This is a genomic window from Microbacterium neimengense (genome assembly GCF_054782995.1).
Map to the genome: position 1 here is coordinate 298,947 of NZ_BAAGRK010000001.1, position 20,199 is coordinate 319,145.

A 20,199-nucleotide genomic window follows, 5' to 3' on the forward strand; every position below is an offset into this window, starting at 1 on the left:
CTATCGTCGGCGCATGTCCTCGGCCCGGTTCCACAGCGCACAGCGCGTGGTCGTGCGCCGACGTCTGGGAGACCGCCGAATCTAGGCGATGCGTGCCGCACCGGTCCGGGTGCGCGGGCGTCGCCGATGCCGCCGGTGCGCGCGAGCGCACAGCTCCCAGACTCTAAGGTGGAACCCATGCCCTATTCGGTCGCCGTATCCGGCGCGTCCGGCTATGCAGGAGGCGAGATCCTCCGCATCCTCTCCGCGCACCCCGACGTCGAGATCCGCACGGTCACCGCGCATTCGAATGCCGGAACGCCGCTGATCTCGCAGCAGCCGCACCTGCGCTCGCTCGCGCACCTCGAGCTCCAGCCGACCACTCCTGACGTGCTCGCCGGCCACGACATCGTCGTGCTCGCGCTGCCGCACGGTCAGTCCGGTCAGTACACCGATGCGCTCGCCGATGTGCCGCTGGTCATCGACGCCGGGGCCGATCACCGGCTCACCTCCGCCGACGCATGGGCGGCCTTCTACGGCGGCGATTTCCACGAGCCGTGGACCTACGGTGTGCCGGAGCTGCTCGTCGACGGCGAGAAGCAGCGTGCGCGGCTCGTCGGGGCCTCACGCATCGCCGCTCCCGGATGCAACGCGTCCACCGTCTCGCTGAGCCTGGCTCCGGGTGTCGCAGCCGGCGTCATCGATCCGGGCGACATCGTCAGCGTCCTCGCCGTGGGCCCCTCCGGCGCGGGCAAGACCCTCAAGCCGAACCTGCTCGCGAGCGAGATCCTCGGCACGGCGAATCCGTATGCCGTCGGCGGCACGCACCGCCACATCCCGGAGATCCAGCAGGCGCTCGTCGGCGCCGGCGCCCTGGGCGACGTGCGCATCTCCTTCACGCCCGTCATCGTCCCGATGTCGCGCGGCATCCTGGCCACCTCCACCGCCCCCATCGCCCCCGGCGTCACCGACGCCGAGATCCGGGAGGCCTGGGAGGCGGCCTACGGTAACGAGACATTCGTGCAGCTGCTGCCGGAGGGCGCGTTTCCACGCACGGCCGACGTGCTCGGTGCCAACACGGCGCTCCTCGGGCTCGCCATCGACCGCTCGGCGAACCGCGTCGTCGTCGTCGCCGCCGTCGACAATCTCGTCAAGGGCACGGCGGGCGCCGCCGTGCAGTCCATGAACATCGCGCTCGGTCTTCCCGAACATCGCGCGCTCACTGTGAACGGAGTCGCGCCGTGACCGTCACCGCCCCCGCAGGATTCGAGGCCGCCGGTGTCGCCGTCGGCCTGAAATCGACCGGCAAGTCCGATGTCGCCGTGGTCGTCAACCGCGGACCGCTCAAGGTCGGCGCCGCTGTCTTCACCTCCAACCGGGCCAAAGCCAATCCCATCCTGTGGTCGGAGCAGGTGATCACCGACGGCATCGTCGAGGCCGTGGTGCTCAACTCCGGCGGCGCGAACTGCTTCACGGGCTCCTTCGGGTTCCAGACGACCCACCAGACCGCCGAGAAGGCGGCGGAGCTGCTCGGTGTCGCGCCCGGCGACATCCTCGTGTGCTCGACCGGTCTGATCGGAACGGGCGACGAGACGTTCCGCGCGAAGGTGCTGGAGGGCGTCGAAGCCGGTGTCGCCGCGCTGTCCGCCGACGGCGGTCTGGATGCGGCGCGGGCGATCATGACGACCGACTCCGTCGCGAAGACGAGCGTGTACGCCGGCGACGGCTGGACGATCGGCGGTATCGCGAAAGGCGCGGGCATGCTCGCGCCGGGTCTTGCCACGATGCTCGTGGTCATCACGACGGACGCCGTGCTGACCGCATCCGACGCCGACGCGCACCTGCGCGCCGCGACCCACGTGAGCTTCGACCGCCTCGATTCCGACGGCTGCATGTCGACCAACGATCAGGTGAGTCTGCTCGTCAGCGGCGCGAGCGGCGTCGAGCCGGATGCGGCAGCCTTCCGCGAGGGGCTCGTCGCCCTGTGCGATGACCTGGCGCGTCAGCTGCAGGGCGACGCCGAGGGCGCGAGCCATGACATCACGATCCGCGTCGTGCACGCCGCATCCGAGGACGACGCGGTGGAGGTGGGGCGCTCCATCGCGCGCAACAACCTGTTCAAGGCGGCGATCTTCGGCAACGATCCGAACTGGGGACGGGTGCTGGCGGCGATCGGCACCACGCAGGCCGCCTTCGACCCCTACGACGTCGACGTCTGGATGAACGGCATCCGCGTCTGCTCCGCCGGCGGCCCCGACGCGCCCCGCGAGCAGGTCGATCTGACCCCGCGCGCGACCGAGGTCGTCGTCGACCTGAAGGTCGGCGACGTCGAGGCGACGATCCGCACCAACGACCTCACGCACGACTACGTCCACGAGAACAGCGCCTACTCCTCATGACAGGTATCGATCTGCAAGACACAGACCCCGCGGCCGCCAGCGCCAAGGCGGAGACGCTCATCGAGTCGCTCCCGTGGCTCAAGCGCTACCGCGAGCAGATCGTCGTCGTGAAGTACGGCGGCAACGCGATGGTCTCCGACGAGCTGCAGGACGCCTTCGCCGCCGACATCGCCTACCTCCGCTACGTCGGCGTCAAGCCCGTCGTCGTGCACGGCGGCGGCCCGCAGATCTCCAACATGCTGGACCGGCTCGCGATCCCGAGCGAGTTCAAGGGCGGATACCGCGTGACCTCGACCGAGGCGATCACGGTCGTGCGCATGGTGCTCACCGGGCAGATCAACCCGCAGCTGGTCGCCAAGATCAATGCGCACGGACCCGTCGCGACGGGACTCTCCGGTGAGGATGCGGGCCTGTTCGGCGGGCGCCGTCGTGGTGTCGTCGTCGACGGCGTCGAGCACGATCTGGGACGCGTCGGCGACGTCGTCTCGGTCGACCCGCAACCGATCATCGATCAGCTCGAGGCGGGCCGCATCCCGGTGGTGTCCTCCATCGCGCCCGATCTCGACCACGTCGGGCACTCGCTCAACGTGAACGCGGATGCGGCCGCGGCGGCGCTCGCGGTGGCTCTCGGCGCGGTGAAGCTCGTCGTGCTGACGGACGTTCCGGGCCTGTATGCGGACTGGCCGAACCGCGACTCCCTCGTCTCGCACCTGACGGCGGCGGAGCTTCGCGAGATGCTCCCGCGCCTGGAGTCGGGGATGATCCCGAAGATGCAGGCGTGCCTCGACGCGGTCACGGGCGGCGTTCCGACCGCGGCGATCATCGACGGGCGGGTGCCGCACTCGGTGCTCGTCGAACTCTTCACTCAGAAAGGCATCGGAACCGAGGTGGTGGCGTGATGGCCGAACAGACTGTGACCGCGTGGCAGGACGACGCCGGACGTGACCTCGTCCGCAACGTCGGCGACCGTATGGCGCTCTTCGTCCGCGGTGAGGGTGCGTACCTCTGGGACGAGGACGGCCGACGCTATCTCGACTTCCTCGCCGGAATCGCCGTCGATGCCCTCGGGCACGCCCACCCGGTGTTCGTCGACGCGGTCGCCTCGCAGGCGGCGCGTCTCGCTCACGTCTCGAATTACTTCGCGACGCCGCCGCAGCTCGCCCTCGCATCCCGGCTGAAGCGCCTGTCCGGCGCGGGCGAGACGGGACGGGTGTACTTCGGCAACTCCGGTGCCGAGGCCAACGAGGCGGCGTTCAAGCTCGCTCGCCTCCACGGCGGCACGGATCGTCCCCGCATCCTGGCGCTCAACGGCGCATTCCATGGCCGCACGATGGGCACCCTCGCGCTCACCGGGAAGCCCGCCATGCAGGAGCCGTTCCTGCCGATGGTGCCCGGCGTCGAGTTCCTCGACTCGACGATCGAGGCGCTGGAGGCCGCGATGGACGACCGTGTCGCAGCCCTGTTCGTCGAGCCCATCAAGGGCGAGGCGGGCGTCCTGCCGCTGCCGGAGGGCTACCTCGAGGCCGCGCGGGAGATCACCGAGCGCCACGGCGCGCTGCTCATCGTCGACGAGATCCAGACCGGCGCCGGTCGCACGGGCGCATGGTTCGGATTCCAGCACGCCGGCATCACCCCTGACGCGATCACTGTCGCCAAGGGCATCGGCGGCGGCTTCCCGATCGGCGCCCTGATCACTTTCGGCGCGGCAAGCGACCTCTTCTACCCCGGAACGCACGGCTCGACCTTCGGAGGGAATGCCCTGGGCACCGCCGTGGCCGGCGCCGTGCTCGAGGAGATCGAGCGTGCAGGCCTCGTCGAGGCCGCGGCCGCACGCGGTGCGCAGCTGCGCGAGGCGATCGCGGGGATCGGGTCCGACCTCATCCAGGGCGTGCGCGGGCAGGGGCTGCTTCTCGGCGTGGCGCTCACGCATCCCGTCGCGCCGGCGGTCGTGGCCGCGGCGCAGCAGCACGGGCTCGTCGTCAATGCGCCCAACGATCAAACGATCCGCATCGCACCGCCGCTCACGATCGGCGATGTCGAGATCGACGAGTTCACCCGGCTCTTCTCCGCCGCGCTGGCAACGGTCGCCGACGCGCTGCTGCTGGAGAGCGCATCGCCCGACACGGAGGCCCACGCATGACCCGTCATCTGCTGCGCGACGACGACCTGACCAGCGCCGAGCAGGCGGAGATCCTCGATCTGGCCCTGGAGCTGAAGGCGGACCGCTGGGCGGCGAAGCCGCTCGCCGGTCCCCAGACCGTTGCGGTGATCTTCGACAAGTCCTCCACGCGCACGCGGGTCTCGTTCGCCGTCGGCATCGCCGACCTCGGCGGCTCTCCGCTGATCATCTCGACCGCCAACAGCCAGCTCGGCGGCAAAGAGACGCCCTCCGACACGGCGCGCGTGCTCGAGCGTCAGGTGGCGGCGATCGTGTGGCGCACCTACGCGCAGGCGGGGCTCGAGGAGATGGCGCGCGGCACCCGCGTGCCCGTCGTGAACGCACTGAGCGACGACTTCCACCCCTGCCAGCTTCTCGCCGATCTGCTGACGATCCGCGAGCACAAGGGCGAACTCAAGGGGTTGACCCTCGCGTTCTTCGGCGACGGCCGCTCGAACATGGCGCACTCGTACGCGCTTGCGGGTGTCACCGCCGGGATGCACGTGCGCGTCGCGTCGCCGGAATCCTACGCACCGCGTGAGGACATCGTCGCCGACGCCGACCGTCGCGCCGCCGAGACCGGGGGATCGCTCACCCTGCTCACGGATCCGCTGGAGGCCGCGGCCGGTGCCGACATCATCGTGACCGACACCTGGGTGTCGATGGGCAAGGAGGAGGAGAAGCTCGCCCGCCTTCGCGACCTCGGCGCCTACAAGGTGACCGAGGAGACGATGGCCCTCGCCGATCCCGGCGCGATTTTCATCCACTGCCTTCCCGCCGATCGCGGCTACGAGGTGGACGCGGCCGTGATCGACGGCCCGCAGAGCGTGGTGTGGGACGAGGCCGAGAACCGGTTGCACGCCCAGAAGGCGCTGCTGGTCTGGCTGCTGCGTCAGAGCTGATCGGACCAGCGGGATGAGGCGGGCGCTGGCGCGGCTGAACGGAGCCGACCGGCTCGGCGGGATCGATCTCGCCCGCGGTCTCGCGGTCATCGGCATGCTCGCCGCCCACCTGCTGACGATCGAGGAGCCCTTCGAGCTGACGCGCCCGCAGACGTGGCTCGACATCGTGAACGGGCGATCGTCGATCCTGTTCGCCGTCGTCGCGGGAGTGTCGATCGCCCTGACGACGGGCGGAACCTCCCCCGTCTCGGGGGAGCGGTTGCGCGTAGCGCGCGGCCGTCTGCTCGTGCGGGCGGGACTCATCTGGGTACTCGGCATCCTGCTGATCCTCACGGGCGTGCCCGTCTATGTGATCCTCCCGGCTTACGCCGTGCTGTTCCTGTTCGCGCTGCCGCTCCTGCGGCTCGGCGCGGGGACTCTGTTCGGGATCGCGGCGGCGCTGCTCGTGGTCATGCCGTTCCTCCAGGCGGCGCTCGGGCTGCTGCCGTTCTGGGACACCCCAGAAGGAGAGAGCGTCGCGCTCGTCATCGGCTGGGCATACCCGTTCCCGCTGTGGATCGGATTTCTGGTGCTCGGTCTCGCGCTCGGGCGCACCGATCTGCGCGATGTCCGGGTCGCGACGATCCTCGTCGTGATGGGGGTCGGGACCGCCCTGTTCGCGTACGGCGCCGGCGGCCTCGCCGAGCCCATGACCGTCGCGTCCGACTACTGGAGCGTCGCGCTGAGCACGTACCCCCACTCGGGCGGCCTGCCCGAGGTCATCGGTGGCGCGGCCACCGCGGTCGCGGTCCTGGGGGGATGCCTGCTCATCGCACGCACGTGGGTGACGTGGTTGCTGCTGCCGCTGCGTGCGACGGGGGCCATGCCGTTGACGGCGTACACGACCCAGCTGCTCATCTGGGCCGTGTGGGCTCTGGTCGCACTCGGCGACACCGGAGCGCTGTGGGAGTTCCGTGAGCTCCAGCCGTTCGGGCCGCTGACGATCGCCGTCGTGGCCGGCTGCACCGCATGGGCGCTGACGATGGGGCGGGGGCCGCTGGAGCGGCTGTTCGCCGGGGTCGCGCGCCGCAGCGTGCGCACGGCCGCCGAGCGTGCTCGGTAGGCTGGTCGGGTGAACGACGCCCCCCACGACGCCACTCATCGCGGTTCCCTGTGGGGAGGCCGCTTCGCTTCCGGCCCCTCGCCCGAGCTCGCAGCGCTCAGCCGATCCACGCACTTCGACTGGATCCTCGCGCCCTACGACCTCGCCGGCTCGCACGCGCATGCCGCCGCCTTGGCGGCTGCAGGGTATCTCGACGCCGATGAGGCGCGACGCATGCACGAGGGACTGGACGCTCTGGCCGCGGCCGTCGCCGATGGCCGCCTGGTGCCCGCCGAGGGCGATGAGGACGTCCACGGCGCCCTCGAGCAGGCCCTGATCGCCGAGGTCGGCCCCGAGCTCGGCGGCAAGCTACGCGCCGGTCGCAGCCGCAACGACCAGATCGCCACCCTCGTTCGTCTGTACCTGCTCGATCACGCCGCCGTCATCGCCCGCGATCTCGTCCGGCTCGTCGACGCGATCGTCTCCCAGGCCGAGGCGCACGCGGATGCGGCCATGCCCGGGCGCACACACCTGCAACACGCCCAGCCCGTGCTGCTCGCTCACCATCTCCAGGCGCACGCCTGGCCGCTCGTGCGCGATCTCGAGCGGCTCCGGGACTGGGGCGTCCGCGCGCGTGTGTCCCCGTACGGCGGTGGCGCGCTCGCGGGTTCCACGCTGGGCCTCGACCCGCAGCTGGTTGCGGAGCACCTGGGGCTCGACCGGCCGGCGGAGAACTCGATCGACGGCACGAGCTCGCGCGACGTGGTGGCTGAGTTCGCCTTCATCGCGGCCATGATCGGTGTCGACCTCTCCCGCTTCGCGGAGGAGATCATCGTCTGGAACACTCGTGAGTTCGCCTTTGTGCGACTCGACGACGGCTTCTCGACGGGCTCGAGCATCATGCCGCAGAAGAAGAACCCCGACATCGCGGAGCTCGCGCGCGGCAAGTCGGGCCGTCTCATCGGCAACCTGTCGGGTCTGCTCGCGACCCTCAAGGCGCTGCCCTTGGCGTACAACCGCGATCTGCAGGAGGATAAGGAGCCGGTCTTCGACTCGGTCGCCACCCTCGAACTCGTGCTGCCGGCGTTCGCCGGCATGATCGCCACCGCGCGTTTCGACACCGAACGGATGGCGGAGCTCGCACCTCAGGGATTCTCGCTCGCGACGGATGTCGCCGAATGGCTCGTCAAGCGCGGTGTGCCGTTCCGCGAGGCGCACGAGATCTCGGGTGCGCTCGTGCAGGCGTGCGAGCAGCGCGGCATCGAGCTCCATGACGCGGACGACGCCATGCTGGCCGCGGTCTCGCCGCGCCTGGAGCCGGGCGTGCGCGAGGTGCTGACGGTGCCAGGCTCGCTGGCGAGCCGCGACGGCTTCGGCGGAACGTCGCCGCGCCGAGTGGCCGAGCAGCGCGGCGAGCTCGTCTCTCGCACGCAGACGCTCGCGCGCGAGCTCGGCATCTGAGCGTGATCGCGCTCCGGTAACCCGCGCCTCGCCCGCTCGACCTCTGTCGTTCACCCGCAGGACGGTGGACGTCGACCTGCGCCCGCCACGCTTCGGACGCGCCCCTGCGCTCAGGTGCGCTTCGAAGGAGAGACGATGCCTGCGCACTTCCTGTACGCGCGGTTTCCGGAGCGGTCCCACCGCGCCGCGGTCGACTGGTTGCGTGCCGTCGCGGATGTACTGGCGATGCATGGCGACAGCGTCCGCGTCGCGGACGCTGTCGCCCCCGTGGCCGGAACGGTCGTCGGCTGGCGCCTTCTGACGGAGAACCACCGCGAACTGGGACGCAGCGCCCGGTTGTCCGCGTCCGAGGCGACGGCGCGCGCCGATGTCGCCCGACTCATCGGTGTCGCCCACCGGCTCAGGGTCCGCTCCGATCCGGAGCCGGGTCTGCGTACCACCGGCTGGTTCGTCGTCCTCGACGAGGAGATCATCATGATCGGTGCACGCCGGTACGAGAACCGTTCCGTCGCGCGCAATGCCGGTGCGCTCGCGGTGCGGCTGCTCCTGGCCATGCAGGAGGAGTCCCGCTCCGGTTCCGCCTCCGAGTTCGTGCGGTGAGCGACATGCTCCTCGCGGGGCGTTTCCGGCTGCGTTCGCTTCTCGGCAGCGGCGGGACCGCGGCGGTCTTCGCCGCCGAGGACACCCGCACCGGCGAGATGATCGCCCTCAAGCTCCTGCATCCGCACCTCGCCGAGGACCCCGCGCGCTGGGACGCCTTCTTCGAGGAGGTGCACGCCGCGCGGGCCGTCGACCACGAGAACATCGCCAGGGTGTTGGATGCGGGCGTCGCCGACGACGGGACCGCGGTGGTCTGGATCGCGATGGAGCTCGCTCAGGGGGTCACGCTCACTGACCATGTCCAGCTGAACGGACCGCTGGATCCCTCCCGAGCTCGGGAGATCGCGGACCGCGTGCTCGCCGCCTTGAGTGCCGCCCACGCACAGTCGGTGGTGCACCGCGACGTCACACCGGCCAACATCCTGATCGACCCGGATGCGTCAGACGCCGACGTCGGCAAGAGTGTCACGCTGCTGGACTTCGGTCTCGCCGATGTTCCCGGGCGGCCCACCGTCGGCACCGACGCATTGCTGTCGGGAGCCGAGGGTGCAGTGGAGGGCGTGGTGGCGAGCGTCGCGTACGCCTCGCCGGAACAGCTCCGTGGCGCTCCGGTGACGGAGGCGAGCGATCTCTATCAAGTCGGCGCAGTCCTGTTCTTCCTGCTCACTGGCCGCGCGCCCTACGCCGGTGATGCGGCAGCGATCGCCCGAGCGCACCTGACAGCTGCCCCTCCGCTACCGTCCGCCCGCCGACGCGGGGTGCCGCGGGCCCTCGATCGCGTCGTGGCCACGGCGATGCTCAAGGATCCGGCCGATCGCTATCCGGATGCCGAACGGATGCGGCAGGCCCTCGCGGCCGTCGCTTCCTCCGCGGTGTCCGAGCTCTCCGAGGCGCCGACAGGGCCGACCCGCCACTACCGCACCCTGGTGCCGGCGTCCCCCGGCAGCACAGTGACGGGCGACGCCCTCCCCGCCGCGCAGCCGGGCTCCGCGGCGGTCCGCGGGCGGTGGCCTCTGTGGATCGCGGCCGCCGCTGCCTCCTTGTGCGTGGTCGCCGTGATCGCCGTCTCCGCGGCAGCGGGCTCCGCGCCGTCTGCGGCTCCGTCGCGCCCCGCCCCCACGGCCGTCGCCCTCGCCACGCCGGAGCCGACGACGACCGAGACGGTGTCGCCTCGGCCCGCGACGGTCGTCGTGCCTCGGCTCGCAGGGCTCGCTCTGATCGATGCCACGCGCGTGCTCGAGACGGCAGGTCTTCGGCTCGGGGACCTCGTCCGCGTCGACGCCCCCGCGGCGGCCGACGTCGTGCTCGGCGCGGACCCGGCGGAGGGTTCGGCGCCCGAGATCGGCTCGCCGGTCTCGTTGCGCGTCGCGACGGGGAACAACTCGGTGCCCTCCGTGGCGGGAATGACCCTCGTCGATGCGCAGGCGGCGGTGGTCGCAGCCGGCTTCCGCCCCATCACGGAGTACAGCGGCCGCGGGACCGCGGGCCTCGCGCTCGCGAGCCGGCCCTCGGCGGGCGAGCTGCTGCCGTTCGGCGACGCGGTCACGCTCGTCGCCGCACGCCCCGAGCCGTCTCCGACACCGGTGCCGACGCCCACGCCCACGCCGTCGACGTCGGCGACGCCCACCCTCGCTCCGCCTGTCTCGTGAACCGACGGCACTCGCGGCACCGGAGCACGACACCCGCAGGACATGTCCGCAGCATCCAGCATTCATCTCGCGACGGGATGCTGGCGGCCAAGCCCTGGGGAGGGCTCCGCCTGCCCGAAAGACGGAGGAAGAGTTGAGCGACGCCACCACCGAGGTCATCGCGCCCAGCGCGAGCACCTCGACCGCTCCGCGACGCTCGCTGCGCTCGCGACCGGTCCTGGGCGACCGCGTGTTCCGCACTGTCGCCTACGCCGCCGGTGGCACCACGGTCGCGATCATGCTCGCCGTGGGCGTGTTCCTCACGGCGCGCGGCGGGCAGGCCCTCGGCACTTCGGGGCTCTCGTTCCTGTGGACGCAGCGCTGGGAGCCGCAGGAGGGCGTCGCTGGCTCGTTCGGCATCGCGGCCGTGCTGTTCGGAACGATCACGATCGCGGTCGTCGCACTGGTCTTCTCGTTCCCGCTGGCGCTGGGTACGGCGCTGCTGATCAGCGAGGCGCTGCCGGGCGGCGTCAAGCGGGCCATGGTGACGATCGTCGACCTCATGGCCGCGGTCCCGAGCGTCGTCTTCGGGCTGTGGGGCGTGCAGTTCCTGCAGGAGAACGCCGTTCCCGTCGCGCAGTGGATCTCCACCTACTTCGGCTGGATCCCGGTGTTCGCCGTCACCGAGGACGGGCAGCGCCTGACGGAGGCGAGCGCCTACACCTCGTCGGCGTTCATCGCGGGCATGGTGGTGGCGCTGATGGTGCTGCCCACGCAGACCTCGATCATGCGCGAGGCCTTCTCGCAGGCGCCGATCGGCGAACGCGAAGGGGCCCTCGCGCTGGGATCGACGCGCTGGGGCATGATCCGCACCGTCGTGCTGCCGTTCGGTCGCGGCGGCATCATCGGCGGCATGATGCTGGGGCTCGGTCGCGCGCTCGGCGAGACGATCGCCGTGTACATGATCATCTCGCCCATCTTCACGATCAACTGGGAGGTGCTGAAGACCGGGTCGAACTCGGTCTCGGCGCTCATCGCGCTGCGGTACGGCGAGTCGAGCGAGTTCGGGCTCTCGGCCCTCATGGCCGCGGGCCTCGCCCTGTTCCTGATCACGCTCGTGATCAACTTCACTGCGTCCTCGATCGTCGCGCGGTCACGCTCCGGAGCGGAGAGCACCTGATGACTCTGATCGATGACACCGCCGCGTCGCGGGATGCGGCGAATGCGACCGCGCGATCCGCGGGACAGCCGCGCACCCGTGTGCCGATCGCGCAGCCGGATCAGGCACGACCGGAGCGGCGTCGGCCGGGCCGGGCCTCGCTCTCGGACGGCTACGACCTGATCGGCGCGATGCTGGCCGGCGTGTCGGTGGCGACGCTGCTGTTCGGCTGGATCGCGCCGCTGACGGGCCCGGTGGGATGGATCGCCGTGGCGTTCGTGGTGTTCATCGTCGCCTACGCCGCTCTCGTCTCGCTCACCGCGGACCGGTTGGCCGTCCTCAACCGCGTGGTCACCGTCCTCCTCTACAGCGCGGGCGTCATCGTGCTCGCCGCGCTCGTGTTCGTCGCGGTCTACACGCTCGCCCGCGGGGTACCCGCCCTGTCGAACGCCAACTTCTTCGTCGAGACCATGCGCTTCGCGGGGCCGCTCGATCCGCTCTCGGTCGGCGGCATCTCCCACGCGGTCGTCGGAACCCTCATCCAGATTGGCATCGCCCTGGCCATCACCGTTCCGCTGGGCATCACGACCGCGGTGTTCCTCAACGAGATCGGCGGTCGCTTCGCCCGCTTCGTGCGCACCGTCTCGGACGCGATGACCGCGCTGCCCTCCATCGTCGCGGGACTCTTCGTCTACGCGGCCATCATCACCCTGATCACCAAGGAGCGCTCCGGATTCGCCGCATCCATCGCGATCACCGTGATGATGCTCCCGATCGTGATCCGCTCGGCCGACGTCGTGCTCCGACTCGTGCCCCACCAGCTTCGCGAAGCGTCGTACGCGCTCGGATCGTCGAAGTGGCGGACGGTGTGGCGGGTGGTCCTGCCGACCTCCCGCTCCGGTCTCGCCACCGCCGTCATCCTCGGCACGGCGCGCGGAATCGGCGAAACGTCACCCGTGCTGCTCACCTCTGGCATCACCGCTCAGATGAACACCGATCCCTTCTCGGGGCCGATGATCTCCCTCCCGCTGCAGGTCTTCACCTTCGTCCAATCGCCCGAGCCCAACATGGTGGCGCGCGGGTTCGGGACGGCGGCGGTGCTCATCCTGCTCGTACTCAGCCTGTTCGTCATCGCCCGCCTCATCGGCGGTCGCGGCGCCGGCGTGCTCTCCGAGGGGCAGCGCTACCGCGCCGCACGCCGCTCGCGCGAAGACCTCATGCGCATCGTCCGTCGCCCCCCCGCACTTCGAGGCCGTCGCCCCGGCGCCCTCCACCCGCCCGCAGGAGAACCCGTGAACCGCCCCCGCCGCCGTGCTCTGCACGCCGCCCTCGCCGCACTCGTCGTCGGCACCTTCGCACTCGGAGGCACCACCGCCGCGCGAGCCGACACCTACGTCGCCATCTCAGGTTCCGGCTCGACGTGGTCGCAGAATGCGCTGGACCAGTGGCGCCGCAACGTGGCGAACAACTACGGCATGACGATCAGCTTCAGCGGCACGGGCTCCTCAGCGGGCCGCAACGACTTCATCCGGGAGACGGTCGACTTCGCGGTCAGCGAGATCCCGTTCCAGGCGCAGCCGGAGGACGGTTCGCCCTCGGAGATCTCGACGCGGCCCTACGCCTACCTCCCGATCGTCGCCGGCGGCACGTCGCTGATGTACAACCTGAAGATCGGCGGCAAGCTCGTCACCGATCTGCAGCTGCCCGGTGACATCGTCGCGAAGATCTTCACGGGCCAGATCACCCGCTGGAACGATCCGGCCATCCAGGCGGAGAACCCGCAGCTCGTGCTTCCCGACCGTGCCATCACGCCTGTCGTCCGCTCGGACGGTTCGGGCTCGACGGCGCAGTTCACGAAGTGGATGTCGACGCAGTACCCGCAGACCTGGGGAACCGGCATGACGTCGCAGTTCCCTCCGTCCTTCAACTTCAAGGCGCAGAGCGGCTCGCTCGGTGTCTCGGGCTATGTCAGCAACCCGACCAACGGCGAAGGCTCCATCACGTACGTCGAGTACTCCTACGCCATGAAGTCGGGTATCCCGGTCGTGAAGCTCAAGAACGTCTCCGGCAACTATGTCGAGCCGACCGCGGCGAACGTCGAGATCGCGCTGCGTGAGGCGCGCATCAACGAGGACCAGTCCTCACCGGACTACCTGACCCAGATCCTCGACGGCGTCTACAACAACGCCGACCCCTCGGCGTACCCGCTCTCCAGCTACTCGTACATGATCGTGCCGACCCAGGTGGGCGGGATCTTCACCGAACGCAAGGGATACACGCTCGGCGCATTCGTCAAGTACATCGTGTGCGAGGGGCAGAAGCAGGCGGGCGCCCTGGGGTACTCACCGTTGCCGAACAATCTCGTGAAGGCCGCATTCGACCAGATCTCCCGCATCCCGGGATCGAATGTCGGGCCCTACAACGCGGACTCCTGCAGCAATGCGGGCGCGGGAGAGGGCACTGCGCCGCCATCGGGCACCAACGGTGCCGGGGCGTCCGGTGCGGCTGCCGCGGCTGCGACGGGAGGAACCGCGGTAGCCGGTGCCGCTTCGGACGCCGTCTACGACGCGAACGGCAACCTGGTCTCGGGCTCCGGAGCAGGGGGCACGGCGGTGTCGACACCGTTCACCCTCGCGTCCGAGAGCTGGGGCCCCTCGCAGACGGGGATGCTCGTCGCGGTCGTCCTCGTGGCGGTGGCCCTCCTCGCGCCGCCGCTCCTGCTGCGGTCACGGGGGCGCGGCCGCTGAGTCGCGGCACCCGCCGTTCACCTGCCGGAAGGCAACCCGACGGCCGGCGGAGCCGGTCATTCCCAGTGCGGACACAGCCGATTCGCACGGGATTCCTAACGTGTGGTGTGGTCGCTGGGGCGGCCAGAACTGGGGTGTTCTCGTGGTCCGAAACGGACTCGTCCGCACGTGGGTGCGATCCGTCGCGGCGGGCGTCGTGACCTGCGCGGCCGTGCTGTCGGTCTCGCTCGCCGTCACGGGCGCAGCGCGCGCGGAGGACACCTCGTCGTCATCGGTCGTGACGGTCTCGGCCCGAGACCAGGACATCTACCTCGGCGACGCGCCGATGCCCGACCTCAAGGTCACCGTCTCGCAGACCGCCGACCTGGTCGCACAGGCCGTGTCGGTGTCGTGGACCGGCGGCAAGGCTTCCACCCTGCCGAGCGGTCAAACCGGCGGTGAGAACTTCCTGCAGATCATGCAGTGCTGGGGCGACGTCATCAACGACGACGCCGAGTACCTCCCGTCTCGGACCACCTGCCAGTTCGGCGGCTTCGCCACTCCGGGCGCGCGCCGCGACGACGGGCGCTCCTCGGCCGACGCCATCGCCCCGGAAGATGCCCGCTACTCCTACTTCGGCAAGGGCGGGCTGGACGGCTCCTATACCGGCATCCCCTTCCGCACCGTTCCCGATGCCAGCACGGGCGTCTCCGACGTGGTGCGCAGCATCGACGAGCACAATCAGCGGATCCCCGGCGTCAACCTGAACGAGAACGCCTACTTCACCCGGTACACGACCAACGAGATCCCCTGGGCGGGTTCGAACAGCTCGGGAACGGGAGCCGTCACCTTCGAGCTGCAGACCGCCCTGCAGTCGCCGGGCCTCGGCTGCGGCGCCGCGGTGACCGGCGCCGACGGCGCGGTCACCGGACAACCGTGCTGGCTGGTCGTCGTTCCGCGCGGTGCGGGCACGAACACCGCATCTCCGCTGTTCTGGGAGCAGTGGAAGCACCGGATCGCCGTGCGGCTCGACTTCCAGCCGGTGGGCACGCACTGCGCGATCGGTGTCGGTGAGCAGCAGCTCGCGGGTTCCGAGCTCGCGAGCGATGCGGTCTCGTCCTGGCAGCCCGAGCTCTGCGGCGCCGAGGACGGCGACGCCTACACGCTCATCACGACCACCGACATGGATGCGGCGGCCAGCGCCAACACCGTCTCCGACTCGCCGCTCGCGCTGACGTCGCAGCCCGTTCGGCCCCGGGACGGCGAGGTGGATGCGCTCACGTATGCGCCCATCGCGCTCACCGGCATCGCGGTGACCTTCGCGGTCGATCGTTATCCCTCAGCTGTGGCGCCGCCGGAGGAACAGGATGCGGCGCGACGTCCGTTCGAGGAGATGAACCTCACGCCGCGTCTGCTGGCGAAGCTGCTCACCTCCAGCTACACGGATGCGCTTCCCACCAACGCCGACACGAGTCATCTCGGTCGCAATCCCCGCAACATCGTTTTCGACCCGGAATTCCTCTCGGTCAATCCGACCTGGCGGGACCAGGCCATCGTGAGCCCGGCGGTCGCCGATCTCATGGTGCCGCTGGGGCGCTCCGGCTACGCGCGAGCGGTGTGGAACTACATCCTTGCGGACGACGAGGCCGCCGCATTCCTGGCGGGGGAAGCGGACCCGTGGGGGATGAAGGTGAACCCCTACGCCTCCACGGACGCGGACGTCAACCCGACCGGCAACGCGCTCGAACTGCCGCGCGACGACTTCCCGAAGGTCGACCCCGAGGAGGCCTACGCCGGCGAGCCGCGCGTTCTCAACTCCGTCGCATGGCGGCCGTACACGAACGATCTCGTCTCGGGGGCCTACTACGCGCTCCGCGGCGACGGGCTGAATGTGGGGGAGTGGGATCCGATCGCGCAGCCGCCCAAGTGGCAGCGCAAGGCGCGCGACCTCGTCGGTGACCGCAAGGTCATTGCGATGACGGACACCTCGTCCGCCCGCCGCTATCAGACCGTCACCGCGAAGCTGCGCACCCCCGCGGGAACGTTCGTCGCCCCCGACACCGCAAGCATCCTGGCGGCCGCGTCGCTGATGACCGCCTCCGCAACGCAGCCGCAGGTTCTCGCTCTCGACCCGTTCTCCGCGGCCGTGCGCGCCGACGAGGATGCATACCCGCTCTCCATCCCGGTCTACGCGGCGACGAACACGTCCCTCAACTCGGATGCGGTGGCGGCCAGTTACGCGCGATTCGTCCGTTTCGCGGTGAAGGACGGACAGACACCGGGCAACCTCCAGGGGCAGCTCCCCGAAGGGTACGCACCGTTGCCCGAGGCGTGGCGCACGCAGGCGCTCGCCGCGGCCGATGCCATCGACGCGAAGGCGCCGGCGCCCACGGCCAGCCCCGCTCCGGCGGCGCCCGCTCCGGCCGCCGCTTCCGCTCCCGCTCCCGCTCCCGCCGCACCGCCCGCATCCGCCCCGAATCCCGTCGCATCCGGAGCAGCGTCGGGGGCGCTGTCCGCCGGGGCGACACCGGACGACCCCGAGACGGGCGCGCTGACGCAGGCCCTTCCGATGAGTCTGCTGGCCGGCGTCGCCGCCGCTGGCGCTGTGCCCTTCGTCGGCCGTCTGCGCCGGCGCCTCTGACCTTCTCTTCCGCATCACCCTTTTCACCCGACAGAAAGAGAACACCATGAAGTTCAAGCGGCTTGCTGCCGTGACCGCGGCGCTGGGCGTCGTCGTCGCGGGCGGGTTCGTGGCGGGCTCGGCGAACGCCGAGGTCGTGTCCAACAGTTACGTGCTCGTCGGCTCCGACACCCTCCAGGATGCGGCCAACGCACTCGCGAACGGCACCTCGGTGACCGGATCGACCGTTCGTGTCAAGACCGCCGGTGGCGACACGATCGGCTCGTTCGACGCGTTCCCCTCCACGGGTGCGGGCAGCCAGATCCAGACGAAGTCCGGCGGGCCCTACTTCCAGCGCCCCTCGGGCTCGGGCAACGGTGTCACGGCGCTGCGTGCCTCGATCACCGGCACCGCCTACAACGGCAAGACCATCACGGGTCAGGTCGACATCGCCCGCTCCTCGAGCGGCCCGGGCACCAACCAGAATGCGGACGGCAAGCTCGCCTACATCCCGTTCGGCCGGGATGCCGTGTCCTACATCTACAAGGGCGGCACGGCAGCCTGGGCGAACCTCACCGCCGCGCAGCTGAAGCAGATCTACGAAGGCACCCTGACCTCGATCGACGGTGTCGCCGTGAACCCCCGCCTGCCGCAGAACGGATCGGGAACGCGCTCGTTCTTCCTCGGCGCCATCGGTAACCCGAGCCTGAAGGCCGGCATCGACACGGGCAACACCACCGCGGAGAACGACGCGACCGTGCTGGCCGCGGGCGAGATCATCCCGTTCTCGGTGGCCAGCTGGACCGCTCAGGTGACGGGCGCCGCCGGTGTGAACACCGTGGCCGCGGCCACCGGTGTCTCGCTGGGCAGTGCCGTGTCGGGCACCACCGCGGTGACCGGCTCTGGCGCGAGCACCGTGCCCAACGCCACGTACTACGCGAACACGACGTTCGGTCGCGACACGTATCTCGTCGTCGAGCGTGCGCGCATCACCCCCGGTGACGCGAAGTACGACGCCTCGCTCGCCGCTCTGGTCGACCCGAGCAAGACCACGAGCCTCACCAACTTCACCGGCGGCCTTGCGGGCACCCCCCGTCGCGTCAAGGAGAAGTTCGGATTCCTCGCCCCGTCGCAGACGGCGCCCCTCTTCGCATTCGTGACCCTCTGAGCCCGAACCCCAAAGGACACATCGACATGAAACTCTCGATCACCAAGGTCGCGGCCGCCGGCCTTGCCCTCTCGCTCGGACTCGGCGTCGCCGGGTTCGGCGCCAGCGCCGCATCCGCGGCCGTCGGCGACTGGACGCCGAACGGCACGCCCGAGCCCTACTTCCTCTACTCGCTGGACACCGGCGTGGTGGTGCCCTCGGGTACCCAGCTCGAGTACACGACCGGACTCGTGGGGGCGCCCAGCGCCACCGACCCCGACCAGCGGTTCGCCGACGCGCCCGCCGACGCGGAGTCGACCTACATCTTCATCTCGCCGCGCGGCAAGGAGTCGTCCATCGCCGACTGGGCGACGCGCGTCGACATCGGTTTCGAGCCGGGCACGAAGCGGGTCCTGCAGGCTCCTGCGGCGCTCAACCAGTTCCCCGGCGCGTCGTTCGCGCCCATCAAGGCCGCCGGCGGCGACTACAGCATGGGTATCGCGTACACGAAGAACAACGGCGTGACGTTCGTGGGGCTCGGCGCCTTCGCGTACATCCACGTCACGGCAGGCACGGCCGACTGGACGTACGAGTATCCGACGCAGGCGACCACGCCCACAGACCCGACTGATCCCACGGGCCAGATCGCGATCGAGGCGCCGGTGGCGGCTCCCGTCGACGGGGCGCTCTCGCTGAGCATCCCCACCGGCGAGAAGGCCACGCTGGGCTCGGCCGCGCTGGACAACACGGGCAAGTCGGTGTCCACCGGTACGCTGCCGACCTTCCAGGTCAGCGACGAGCGCTACGCGACCAAGCCGGGCTGGACGGTGAACACCTCGGTGGCGACCTTCACGAGCGGGTCGAACACCATCGATCCCACCGCGTTGGCGATCGTCCCCGCCGTCAAGAGCACCTCGACCGCTACCGGCGTCTCAGCCGTGTCGGCGCTCACCGGTGCCACGGCCGGGGCGAAGTTCGCCGAGGCGGCCGCGGGTGCGGGAACCGGCAAGACCGACCTGTCGGCCGCGCTGACGCTGACCGCTCCGCTGGGCACCCCGGCGGGCACCTACACCTCGACGATGACGGTCACCGTCGTCTCGAAGTGAGATCCCGGGGGTGGGGCGCCGACGGGCCCCACCCCCACCCGCCGCGCCCGGGCTCGCCCGGGCGCGGCGGATCGCTTGTCCCTGTTCGCCGCGCGTTCACCCCGTGGACGTGCGGCGGTCAGCCAGATATGGAGTAAATGATCCGTGTTCGAGACCCGAACCCGAACGGGTGCCCTTGTGCTGCGTGCGATCATCGCGCTGTCGGCGACGCTTCTGACGGCAGGCCTGCTCGTGGTCGTCGCGCCCTCGAGCGCGCACGCCGACGACACCGACGCCATCGCCGGAGGTCCGTGCGACGACGCGGGAGCCGCCGACGGTCGCTCGCGGTTCACCTACGACGCCGCCCCCGGGCAGGAGGTCGCGGACTGCTATCGCGTGCTGAACACCGGCACGACGGCGCAGCGCGTGACCGTGTACGCCACCGACGCCTTCAACACGGAGAGCGGGGACTTCGCCCTCCTGGATGCGAACGCGGCCGCCAGCGACTCCGGCTCCTGGGTCGTGCTCGAGGACGGCTCCACCCGGATGCAGTTCGATCTCGCGCCCGGGGATGCGCGTGCGATCCGCTTCTCGGTGAAGGTTCCGGCTGACGCGCCCCCCGGCGACCACGCCGGCGGGCTCATCGTGTCATCCCAGTCCCCGTCCGATCAGATCCTCGTGGATCGCCGCGTGGGGACGCGCATGTACGTGCGGGTGGCCGGCGACCTCCAGTCGCTCTTGAACATCACGGGGATGACGGCGACCTACGAGCCGGCGCTCAACCCCTTCGACGGCAGTGCGAGCGTCACCCTCACGGTCACCAACGAGGGCAACGTCGCCCTCGCGCCGACGCTCGTGCTGATGGCGAAGAGCTTCTTCGGCACGGATCTCATCGAACGTCGGCTCGAGAACCTCGACGAGCTCCTGCCGGGGGCCTCCCGCACCGTCACGTACGACCTCGGTCCGATCGGTCAGTACGTGTACGTCGATGCGACCGCATCCTTGTACTCGCGAGGCGATCAGACGGGGGCGACGGGCGAGGCGCCGCCGGCTCCGCAGGTGGACCGCGAGGCGGGCTTCTGGGCCGTGCCGTGGGTGCTCGTCGCCGTCCTCGTGCTCGGAGGACTCTTCGTGGTGTACCTGCGCTGGAGGCGTCGGCGCGACGACAAGCGTGCCGCCGAGTGGATGGCGTTCACCCGTGCCGACGCAGAACGGGCCGCGGCCGAGCGCGAGACAATCGGAACGGGGATCTGA

At 70.3% G+C, this 20,199-nt stretch carries 15 protein-coding genes; all 15 read left to right on the forward strand.

Annotated features, from left to right (window positions below):
* Positions 1 to 177: 177 nt before the first annotated feature.
* The 15 genes from argC (at position 178) to ACYVJS_RS01465 (ending at position 20,199) form a co-directional block, all read left to right on the forward strand.
* Positions 178 to 1,224 carry an N-acetyl-gamma-glutamyl-phosphate reductase gene (gene argC, locus ACYVJS_RS01395; RefSeq protein ID WP_460737047.1) on the forward strand — a complete coding sequence of 349 codons (1,047 nt, stop codon included), beginning with the start codon at positions 178 to 180 and terminating at the stop codon, positions 1,222 to 1,224.
* Positions 1,221 to 2,378 (forward strand): bifunctional glutamate N-acetyltransferase/amino-acid acetyltransferase ArgJ, encoded by a 1,158-nt coding sequence (gene argJ / locus ACYVJS_RS01400; protein ID WP_460737049.1) that lies wholly within the window; start codon positions 1,221 to 1,223, stop codon positions 2,376 to 2,378. Before argC ends, argJ begins: the two co-directional genes overlap by 4 nt.
* Positions 2,375 to 3,277: an acetylglutamate kinase gene (argB, locus tag ACYVJS_RS01405; RefSeq protein ID WP_243227242.1), complete on the forward strand. Its 903-nt coding sequence runs from the start codon at positions 2,375 to 2,377 to the stop codon at positions 3,275 to 3,277. Before argJ ends, argB begins: the two co-directional genes overlap by 4 nt.
* On the forward strand, positions 3,277 to 4,518 hold the full coding sequence (locus ACYVJS_RS01410; RefSeq protein ID WP_460737051.1) for an acetylornithine transaminase: 1,242 nt from the start codon (positions 3,277 to 3,279) through the stop codon (positions 4,516 to 4,518). The genes argB and ACYVJS_RS01410 overlap by 1 nt, the downstream gene beginning before the upstream one ends.
* Positions 4,515 to 5,438 (forward strand): ornithine carbamoyltransferase, encoded by a 924-nt coding sequence (gene argF, locus ACYVJS_RS01415; RefSeq protein WP_243227244.1) that lies wholly within the window; start codon positions 4,515 to 4,517, stop codon positions 5,436 to 5,438. The genes ACYVJS_RS01410 and argF overlap by 4 nt, the downstream gene beginning before the upstream one ends.
* 13 nt (positions 5,439 to 5,451) lie before the next feature.
* Positions 5,452 to 6,540 carry a heparan-alpha-glucosaminide N-acetyltransferase domain-containing protein gene (locus ACYVJS_RS01420; RefSeq protein WP_460737053.1) on the forward strand — a complete coding sequence of 363 codons (1,089 nt, stop codon included), beginning with the start codon at positions 5,452 to 5,454 and terminating at the stop codon, positions 6,538 to 6,540.
* Positions 6,541 to 6,549: 9 nt separating this feature from the next.
* Positions 6,550 to 7,980, forward strand: coding sequence for an argininosuccinate lyase (argH, locus tag ACYVJS_RS01425; RefSeq protein ID WP_460737055.1), 1,431 nt, complete (start codon positions 6,550 to 6,552; stop codon positions 7,978 to 7,980).
* A gap of 135 nt (positions 7,981 to 8,115) precedes the next feature.
* On the forward strand, positions 8,116 to 8,580 hold the full coding sequence (locus ACYVJS_RS01430; protein WP_460737056.1) for a hypothetical protein: 465 nt from the start codon (positions 8,116 to 8,118) through the stop codon (positions 8,578 to 8,580).
* 5 nt (positions 8,581 to 8,585) lie between these two features.
* On the forward strand, positions 8,586 to 10,229 hold the full coding sequence (locus ACYVJS_RS01435; protein ID WP_460737089.1) for a protein kinase domain-containing protein: 1,644 nt from the start codon (positions 8,586 to 8,588) through the stop codon (positions 10,227 to 10,229).
* Positions 10,230 to 10,362: 133 nt separating this feature from the next.
* Positions 10,363 to 11,388 carry a phosphate ABC transporter permease subunit PstC gene (gene pstC / locus ACYVJS_RS01440; protein WP_460737058.1) on the forward strand — a complete coding sequence of 342 codons (1,026 nt, stop codon included), beginning with the start codon at positions 10,363 to 10,365 and terminating at the stop codon, positions 11,386 to 11,388.
* Positions 11,388 to 14,114, forward strand: coding sequence for a phosphate ABC transporter substrate-binding protein PstS (gene pstS / locus ACYVJS_RS01445; RefSeq protein WP_460737060.1), 2,727 nt, complete (start codon positions 11,388 to 11,390; stop codon positions 14,112 to 14,114). Before pstC ends, pstS begins: the two co-directional genes overlap by 1 nt.
* A 142-nt stretch (positions 14,115 to 14,256) precedes the next feature.
* Positions 14,257 to 16,734, forward strand: coding sequence for a hypothetical protein (locus ACYVJS_RS01450; protein ID WP_460737062.1), 2,478 nt, complete (start codon positions 14,257 to 14,259; stop codon positions 16,732 to 16,734).
* A gap of 46 nt (positions 16,735 to 16,780) precedes the next feature.
* Complete coding sequence (locus tag ACYVJS_RS01455) at positions 16,781 to 17,881, forward strand: hypothetical protein (protein WP_460737064.1); 1,101 nt, start codon at positions 16,781 to 16,783, stop codon at positions 17,879 to 17,881.
* A 26-nt stretch (positions 17,882 to 17,907) separates the two neighbouring features.
* Positions 17,908 to 18,966 carry a hypothetical protein gene (locus ACYVJS_RS01460; RefSeq protein WP_460737066.1) on the forward strand — a complete coding sequence of 353 codons (1,059 nt, stop codon included), beginning with the start codon at positions 17,908 to 17,910 and terminating at the stop codon, positions 18,964 to 18,966.
* 144 nt (positions 18,967 to 19,110) lie between these two features.
* Positions 19,111 to 20,199 carry a hypothetical protein gene (locus ACYVJS_RS01465; protein WP_460737068.1) on the forward strand — a complete coding sequence of 363 codons (1,089 nt, stop codon included), beginning with the start codon at positions 19,111 to 19,113 and terminating at the stop codon, positions 20,197 to 20,199.